At 28.5% G+C, this 7255-nt stretch carries 12 protein-coding genes; 10 read left to right on the top strand and 2 right to left on the bottom strand.

Features of this window, described 5'->3' with window-relative positions:
- The 10 genes from ACTCCZ_RS10010 to ACTCCZ_RS09965 form a co-directional block, all read left to right on the top strand.
- Nucleotides 1-937: GGDEF domain-containing protein (locus ACTCCZ_RS10010; protein WP_463187304.1), on the top strand; the 937-nt coding region annotated here is incomplete at its 5' end.
- Between the two features lie 92 nt (nt 938-1029).
- Nucleotides 1030-1350 carry an HMA2 domain-containing protein gene (locus ACTCCZ_RS10005; protein WP_228145263.1) on the top strand — a complete coding sequence of 107 codons (321 nt, stop codon included), beginning with the start codon at nt 1030-1032 and terminating at the stop codon, nt 1348-1350.
- Entirely contained in the window at nt 1350-2021 is a 672-nt protein-coding gene (locus ACTCCZ_RS10000) for a ferritin-like domain-containing protein (RefSeq protein WP_079576941.1), read from the top strand. Before ACTCCZ_RS10005 ends, ACTCCZ_RS10000 begins: the two co-directional genes overlap by 1 nt.
- Before the next feature lie 3 nt (nt 2022-2024).
- Complete coding sequence (locus tag ACTCCZ_RS09995) at nt 2025-2291, top strand: hypothetical protein (protein ID WP_079576942.1); 267 nt, start codon at nt 2025-2027, stop codon at nt 2289-2291.
- Nucleotides 2291-2668, top strand: coding sequence for a hypothetical protein (locus ACTCCZ_RS09990; protein ID WP_079576943.1), 378 nt, complete (start codon nt 2291-2293; stop codon nt 2666-2668). The genes ACTCCZ_RS09995 and ACTCCZ_RS09990 overlap by 1 nt, the downstream gene beginning before the upstream one ends.
- Nucleotides 2661-3014 carry a YtxH domain-containing protein gene (locus ACTCCZ_RS09985; protein WP_228145264.1) on the top strand — a complete coding sequence of 118 codons (354 nt, stop codon included), beginning with the start codon at nt 2661-2663 and terminating at the stop codon, nt 3012-3014. The genes ACTCCZ_RS09990 and ACTCCZ_RS09985 overlap by 8 nt, the downstream gene beginning before the upstream one ends.
- A gap of 9 nt (nt 3015-3023) precedes the next feature.
- Nucleotides 3024-5138: a heavy metal translocating P-type ATPase gene (locus ACTCCZ_RS09980; protein ID WP_079576944.1), complete on the top strand. Its 2115-nt coding sequence runs from the start codon at nt 3024-3026 to the stop codon at nt 5136-5138.
- 83 nt (nt 5139-5221) lie between these two features.
- Nucleotides 5222-5350, top strand: coding sequence for a hypothetical protein (locus tag ACTCCZ_RS09975; protein ID WP_265734225.1), 129 nt, complete (start codon nt 5222-5224; stop codon nt 5348-5350).
- Complete coding sequence (locus ACTCCZ_RS09970) at nt 5340-5549, top strand: hypothetical protein (protein WP_079576945.1); 210 nt, start codon at nt 5340-5342, stop codon at nt 5547-5549. The genes ACTCCZ_RS09975 and ACTCCZ_RS09970 overlap by 11 nt, the downstream gene beginning before the upstream one ends.
- An 84-nt stretch (nt 5550-5633) precedes the next feature.
- Nucleotides 5634-6086, top strand: a complete 453-nt coding sequence (locus tag ACTCCZ_RS09965; protein WP_079576946.1) for a Fur family transcriptional regulator — start codon at nt 5634-5636, stop codon at nt 6084-6086.
- A gap of 36 nt (nt 6087-6122) precedes the next feature.
- On the opposite strand, the gene ACTCCZ_RS09960 is transcribed toward ACTCCZ_RS09965, so the two are convergent.
- Both ACTCCZ_RS09960 and ACTCCZ_RS09955 read right to left on the bottom strand, forming a co-directional pair.
- The gene (locus ACTCCZ_RS09960; RefSeq protein WP_079576947.1) at nt 6123-6626 is read right to left on the bottom strand and encodes a flavodoxin; all 504 of its coding nucleotides are present in this window, start codon (nt 6624-6626) and stop codon (nt 6123-6125) included.
- A gap of 101 nt (nt 6627-6727) precedes the next feature.
- A complete protein-coding gene (locus ACTCCZ_RS09955; protein ID WP_079576948.1) occupies nt 6728-7237 on the bottom strand; it encodes a flavodoxin in 510 nt (169 codons plus the stop codon).
- Nucleotides 7238-7255: the final 18 nt, after the last annotated feature.

Below are 7255 nucleotides of genomic sequence, written 5' to 3'. Positions count from 1 at the left end.
CTCTAAATCTAGTAGTTTAGATTTGAAAATAGAGCTTGATTATAATGATGAGATAAGCTATTTATCAAAAAAGATAAATGAGATGCTATATTCAATAAATCTAAAGCAACATGAAAATTTAAAAAAACAAAGAGATTTTTTACAATCAGTTTTAGATACACAAAAGAATATTATATTAATTACTGATGGAAAAGATATTCATACTACAAATAAAAAGTTTGTAGATATATTTAAATCAAAAGATGAGTTTTTAACAAATATTGCATTATTGGATAATAAAACACAAGACAATTTAGTAAAAATTGCAAAAAAATATGATTCGTATGAAAAGCCTGCAAAACTAAAAATAGAAGATGAACTTAAGTATTTTACTTTTGATGTTCAAAAACTTGATATGCAAAAATATCTTATATGTATGGATGATGTTTCAAAGTATAATGAAAAGATTTGTCATTTAGAACAAAAAGCTTCAATGGATGAATTAACTCAAGTTTATAACAAAAGTACAATTACAACAATGCTAAATTGTTGGTTGGAGATTAGAAGTTTTTGTTTGATTATATTTGATATAGACTATTTTAAAAATATAAATGATACTTATGGACATTTTGTTGGAGATTGTGTTTTAAAAGATTTAGCAAGTCTAATACGAAATATATTGCCAAAAAATGATATTTTAGGAAGATTTGGGGGAGAAGAGTTTATTGTTTTAATAAATGATAATAGTAGTAATAATATAATAAGTATTGCAAATAGATTAAAAAAAGAGGTGGAAAATAAAAGATTTATTTATGATGATGCTTTAGTTAATCTTACTATTAGTCTTGGAACTACTTTTTGCATAAAAGGTGAGAGTTATCAAGATGTTTATAAAAGAGCAGATGAAGCATTATATGAAGCAAAAAATAGGGGAAGAAATAGAGTTTGTTTTAAATAGTCATTCTCATTTTGGGCTTCATTTTGATAATGAGTGCTGATTTACATTAAGGTAAGCTTAAATTTAATTTGGCAAAACTACAATATTAAAGGATGATTTTGATAAAAACTGAAGATATTATAAAAATAGCAAGTTATTTTACTATTGTTGCTCACTCTCCTGGAAGATTAAGAGTAAGAGTAAACCCAAAAATCAAAAATGAAAATAGTAATATATCAATAGAAGATATTGAGCAAATTCCAAATAAGATAAAAGGAATTAAAAATATAAAAGTAAATAAAGTTATTGCTTCTGTTACAATTACATATGATGCAAATATTTTTAAACCTGAGGTTTGGGAAGACTTGATAAATAAAAGAAATTTAGATGAAATTACACAAATAATAAACAATCTTGCAAAGGAGGTGATGTAGTGGTAAATTATGATGAGGATATTTTAATATCCCAAAAAGTTGATGTAAATAGTGAACAAACTATCGAAGCCCAAGTTTTAAGAATTGCTGTATATGATGAATTTAAAGCATATGAAACATACAGTAAAATTATTGAAAAATTTGGTGCAATACACCCTTTTGTAAATATAAAAGAAGCAGAAGCAGTTCATTATAGTGCATTGATGCCTCTTTTACAAAAATATAATGTAGAAGTTCCAGTTAATGATTGGGCATTAAAAGTGCAAGTTCCAAAAACTTATATTGAGTGTTGTGAGCTAGGAGTTGCAAGTGAGATAAATAATATTGCAATGTATGATCATTTGATTTTACATACAACACAAAGTGATATAAAAGATACACTTTATAAACTACAAGCAGCATCATATAACAACCATCTTCCTGCTTTTAGAAAGTGTGTTTTAAATCACTACAATGGCATAAATCAAGGTAGTAGTTTAAATAGTGTGGAAGATATGATGTCAAAAGCAAGTGAATATCAAATGCTTTTAGAAGATATAGCTTCTGGAAATATGGATCAAAACAAACTAACTGAATTATTTTCTAAATTAAATATTTCAATGATTAGTGGAGTAGGTTTAGGAGCAGCATTAGTTGCATTTATAAATAATTATCAAGAAAACAAGGAGTAAATTATGGCATTACCATTTATAGCTGGATTAGCAATTGGAGCAGGGGCAGTTTTTGCTTATAAAAATAGTGATAAGTTAAAAAGCAAAACAAAAGAGTTACTTGAAAAATCTAAAGAGTTTACAGATTCAACAATTGAACAAGGTAAAGAAGCAGCTGATGAAGTAAAAAGTACAATTGAGGCTACTAAAGAGTGTATTAAAGAGAAAAAAGAAGCAAAGAAGTTAGAAGAAGCTCAAGTTGAAAAAATAGAGAAAAAGGAAAATGAATAATGCAAAATGGCTTAATTAATACAGGTGAACCAAGAAATATTATGGGTCATATTGTAAGTGGTGCAGTTGCAAGTGCAGTTGTATCTGGAACTATTAACTACAAAAAAGCAAAAGAGAAGAAATTATCTTCAAATGAAGCTATTCAAGATACTGTAAAAAAGACAGCTCAAGGCGCAATAGCAACAGGAACTGCAATAGCAACTGCAAATCATATTGGTCAACAAGGTGGATTTTTAAAAGCATTAACAGCTTTAAGTGTTGGTATGGCTGGAATTTATGCTGTTGAAGTTATTGATGATAAATTAAATAGCAAATATGAACAACTAGAAGCTAGTTGTTGTGATGAAAATTTTTTAGAAGAGGGAATCAATGAATAATATGAATAATCAAATGAATAATCAAAATATGTATGATATGAATATTGAAAATAGTAGAACAAACCAACAAGGTGTAAACTTAAATCAAAATCCATACATAAATCAAAATGTAAATCCTAATATTCCAGTACAAAATCAAGGAGTTAATACAGGATTTAATAGCGGTGATTTTGTAAAAGGTGCATTAATTGGGGCAGCTGTAACTTATCTTCTAACAAATAAAGGTGCACAAGAAAATATAATGAAAGCAGTATCAAAGGGAAGTGAACTTTTTCAAGCTGGAATGGAAGAGATGAAAGAGAGAATGGAAGATGCTAAAGCTGCTATGGAAACAAATCAAGAATAAAGATAATATATGAGTAATAATAGTTTTGTAAAAGTACATGAAACACCAACTAGATTAAGATATAAATACTCTTTATTAAAAGAAGATTATATTGATGAAAATATCTTAACTTCATATTTAAAAAATATTGATGGAGTTGAAAGTGTTCGTGTAAACAAAAAGGCTACAAGTGTAATTTTTAGTATAAGTAAAAGTGTTGCTAATGTTATAGAAAAAACATTGCAAGAACTTACACTGGATGATTTACTATCAACTAATTGTGAAAACAATGCAGTTTGTGTAAATTGTATTAGTGATGAAAAACCAAGCTTAAATGGTGTATTAAGAGCTAGTTCTGCTTTAGTTGCAGAAAGATTTATTAAAAGTAATTTTACTAAAGCAACTGTTACTACTGCTGCTGCTACACCTATGCTTATTGAGGGAACAAAAGAGTTTTTTGAACTTGGGTTAACTTCAAAAGTATTAGAAAGTGCTGCTGTTGGTATTTCTGTATTTAGAAGAGATTACTTAGCTGCTAATTCAACAAATGCAATGTTAGAGCTTGGTGAATATATAGAAGAAACAACAGTTCATAAAAGTGATGATTTATTAAAAGAGCTTGCAAAGCCAAATGTAAAAGAGGCTTGGATTGAAAAAGTTAAAGATGGTAAAAAAGTTGAAGTATTAGTTAAAACAGAAGATATACAAATTGGTGATATAGTTATTGTTTCAGCAGGAAGTACTGTACCTGTTGATGGACATATAGTTAATGGTGATGCAAGTGTAAACCAAGTTTCCATGACAGGTGAAGCTGAGCCTGTGAAAAAAGCAAGAGGTGATAGAGTTATCTCTGGAACAGTTTTAGAAGAGGGTAGACTTAAAATATGGGCTGAGCATGTTGGAGCTAATACAGCAACACAAAGAATAAAACACTATATTGAAAGTTCACTAAATGAAAAGTCATCAATTCAACTAAAAGCTACAAGATTAGCAGATAAATTAGTTCCTGTTACTTTAGGATTAGCTGGTTTATCATATGTTGTTACTAAAGATTTTGAAAGGGTAGCTTCAATTTTACAAGCTGATTACTCTTGTGCTTTAAAACTTGCTACTCCAGTTGCTTTTAAATCAACTATTTCAAAAGCTGGGCATGAGGGAATAATGATTAAAGGTGCTAAATCTATTGAAGCCTTATCAAATGTTGATACTTTTATTTTTGATAAAACAGGAACTTTAACTCAAGGTGATTTAGAAGTAATTGAAGTTGATCCTTATGATGAAGAGTGGACAGAAGAAGAGTTACTTAATCTTACTGCAAGTACAGAAGAACACTATTTTCATCCAGTTGCAGAAGCAGTTGTAAAAGCAGCTAAACAAAGAGGTTTTGTTCATATGCACCATGAGGAGGTTGAGTTTATAGTTGCCCATGGAGTAAAAACAGAAGTTGATGAGAAAAATGTTGTTATTGGTAGTAGACATTTTTTAGAAGATGATGAGAAAATTGATTTTTCTAAATATCAAGATAGAATAAATAAAAGTTTAGATGAAGGAAAAACTTTACTTTATGTTGGTTTTGATAATAAACTTTTAGGAACAATTGCTTTAAGTGATAAAATAAGAGATAACTCAAAACAATCAATTGAAAAGTTGAGAAAATTGGGTGTAAAGCATATGGTAATGTTAACAGGTGATGTTGATAAAAAAGCACAACAAGTTGCAAAAGAGTTAGGCATTGATGAGGTTTATTCAGAACTTTTACCAACTGATAAAGCTTCAATTGTTAAAAAGATGAAAGAGCAAGGAAGAAATGTTGCTTTTGTAGGTGATGGTATAAATGATGCACCTGCATTAATCTCTGCAAATGTAGGTATTTCTATGAGTAAAGGTGCAGATATTGCAAAAGCGACTGCTGATGTTAGCTTATTAAAAGATGATATTGATGCAGTAGTTGAAGCAAAAGAGTTAGCAAATAAAACTATGAGTTTAATTAATACCAATTTTAAAGCTACAGTTGGAATAAACTCAGGAATTTTAGCAGGAGCAACTATTGGAGCATTTTCTCCTATAGTTACAGCAGTACTACATAATGGTACTACAATAGGATTACTTTTAAATTCAATACGAGGGGTAAAAGTAAAAAGGTAAATATCTATTATGATAATTAATATCAGTTTTATTTAAAGAGAAAATAGGTAAAATAGTGATAATTATTATCATAAGGAGAAATTATGCCTTTCATTTTACCTTTGGCTACTGCTTTAACAGTAGCATTAACATACGAGACTTTAAAAGGAACAAAAAATACAATCCAAAGAAGACAAAGACGACAAAGAAGGAAAAAAGGAAATGGAATTTGATCAAGAAGTAAAAAAAGAAGTTGCTAAAATAGGAATGACTGCGACTCTTGGGGCAACGGTTGTAACTTCTATGTTTATGAAAAATAAAGTTGCAAAAAAGACCCATATTGTTGCAGGAGCGGCCTTTTGTGGATTTGCTTTATGGCACCATTTACTTTATCAGCCCGATAAGAAAAAGAAAAAGCTGAAAGAAAAATAAAATTTTCTTATAAAACTTAAGTTGAAATTTTTGTTAACTTTAGATATACTATAATTATTTATAAAATTTTAAGGGCGTATTTTAATGACAAACAATAATAATGAAGAAGTAATAGAAGAGCTTAAAAGAATAGTAAAACAAAAAGGCTTGAAATATACAGAACAAAGAGAGATTGTTTTAGATATTCTTATTAATGCAGAAGACCATTTAAGTGCTGAAGATGTTTATAATCAAATTAAAACTAAATATTCAGATTCAAATATTGGTATTGCTACAGTATATAGAGCTTTAGGATTTTTAGAAGAAGTAAATCTAATAACATCTATTGCTTTTGGAACAGAGGGTAAAAAATACGAAAGTAATGCAAAATCTCACCATGATCATTTGATTTGTACTTCTTGTGGTAAAATTGTAGAATTTTTAGATGATGAAATAGAAAAAAGACAAGATAGAATTGCAAAGAAAAATAAGTTTAAAATTACAAGTCACTCAATGCAACTATATGGAACTTGTAAAGATTGTCAAGAAGAGAAATAATTTGAACTATTAAGGAGAATAAAAACTCCTTAATAATTAAAGTATATCTGCTTTAATTTGTTCGCTCCAATTATCAATTCTTTCATCAGTTAAATCATCTTGGTTATCTTCATCAATAACTAAACCTACAAATTTATCATCTTGTACAGCAGTTGATTCTTCAAATTCATATCCATCTGTTGATGTAAATCCAATAACATTTGCACCTTGTTTTGAAACTTGTTCATACATTGTTCCAAGTGAATTTACAAAAGTATCATCATAACCCTCTTGATCACCTAATGCAACTAAAGCTACAGTTTTATTTGAAAAATCGATTTTTTGAAATTCATCCCATGCTTCATCCCAATCATCTTGCAAATCACCATCACCCCAAGTTGAAGTAGCAATTATTACTTTATCATAATTGGCAATTTCTTTAACATCTTCTTGATTGTCAGTTATATTATATGAATTTTCTAAACCCAATTTATCTATAATCTTACTTGCAATTTCTTCTGTATTTCCTGTGCTACTTGCATAAAATATTGCAGTTGCCATAATATATCCTTTTAATATTTTTGAAATTATAATCATAATTTTATTAAAATAGGATAAAAATAGTCTTATTTTAAATGAATGTTAATTTTGTTAATAAAAAATTAAGATGTAGCATGTAACATATCTGCTCTTATCTGCTCTGTCCAATTTTTTATTCTTTGATTTGTTAGTTCTGCTTGATTGTGTTCATCAATAACTAAGCCCACAAATTTATTATCAATTACTGCTTTTGATTGATTAAATTCATATCCTTGTGTTGATGTAAAGCCAACAATATTTGCACCACTTTTACTTAAATCATCATAAACATATCTCATAGCATCAGCAAATTCATCAGGATACTTTTTTTGATCACCCAAACCAAAAATTGCAACAGTTTTTCCTTTAAAATTTATGTACTTAAAATCATCCCATATCTTTTGCCAATCTTTTTGCATTTGACCATGATCCCAAGTTGATACCCCAAAAATTATATGCTTATAATCAGAAATATACTCACTTCCTGTAAGACTTATATCAAAAACTCTTATTTCATCTAAAGCAAAAGATATTTTATTTGCTACCTCTTTTGCGTGACCACTTTTACTTGCATAGAATATTGCACATGTCATAGTAACTCCTTTGCTTTA

Source organism: Malaciobacter sp., from assembly GCF_055140965.1.
Note: the sequence above shows the minus strand (reverse complement) of the source record. Positions and strands in the feature narration are given on the sequence as shown.

Bases quoted from the DNA above. Each gene is read 5' to 3' on its own strand.
- ACTCCZ_RS10005 (WP_228145263.1), top strand. From the start codon at position 1,030: ATGATTTTGATAAAAACTGAAGATATTATAAAAATAGCAAGTTATTTT.
- ACTCCZ_RS09995 (WP_079576942.1), top strand. From the start codon at position 2,025: ATGGCATTACCATTTATAGCTGGATTAGCAATTGGAGCAGGGGCAGTT.
- ACTCCZ_RS09990 (WP_079576943.1), top strand. From the start codon at position 2,291: ATGCAAAATGGCTTAATTAATACAGGTGAACCAAGAAATATTATGGGT.
- ACTCCZ_RS09985 (WP_228145264.1), top strand. From the start codon at position 2,661: ATGAATAATATGAATAATCAAATGAATAATCAAAATATGTATGATATG.
- ACTCCZ_RS09980 (WP_079576944.1), top strand. From the start codon at position 3,024: ATGAGTAATAATAGTTTTGTAAAAGTACATGAAACACCAACTAGATTA.
- ACTCCZ_RS09975 (WP_265734225.1), top strand. From the start codon at position 5,222: ATGCCTTTCATTTTACCTTTGGCTACTGCTTTAACAGTAGCATTAACA.
- ACTCCZ_RS09970 (WP_079576945.1), top strand. From the start codon at position 5,340: ATGGAATTTGATCAAGAAGTAAAAAAAGAAGTTGCTAAAATAGGAATG.
- ACTCCZ_RS09965 (WP_079576946.1), top strand. From the start codon at position 5,634: ATGACAAACAATAATAATGAAGAAGTAATAGAAGAGCTTAAAAGAATA.
- ACTCCZ_RS09960 (WP_079576947.1), bottom strand. From the start codon at position 6,626: ATGGCAACTGCAATATTTTATGCAAGTAGCACAGGAAATACAGAAGAA.
- ACTCCZ_RS09955 (WP_079576948.1), bottom strand. From the start codon at position 7,237: ATGACATGTGCAATATTCTATGCAAGTAAAAGTGGTCACGCAAAAGAG.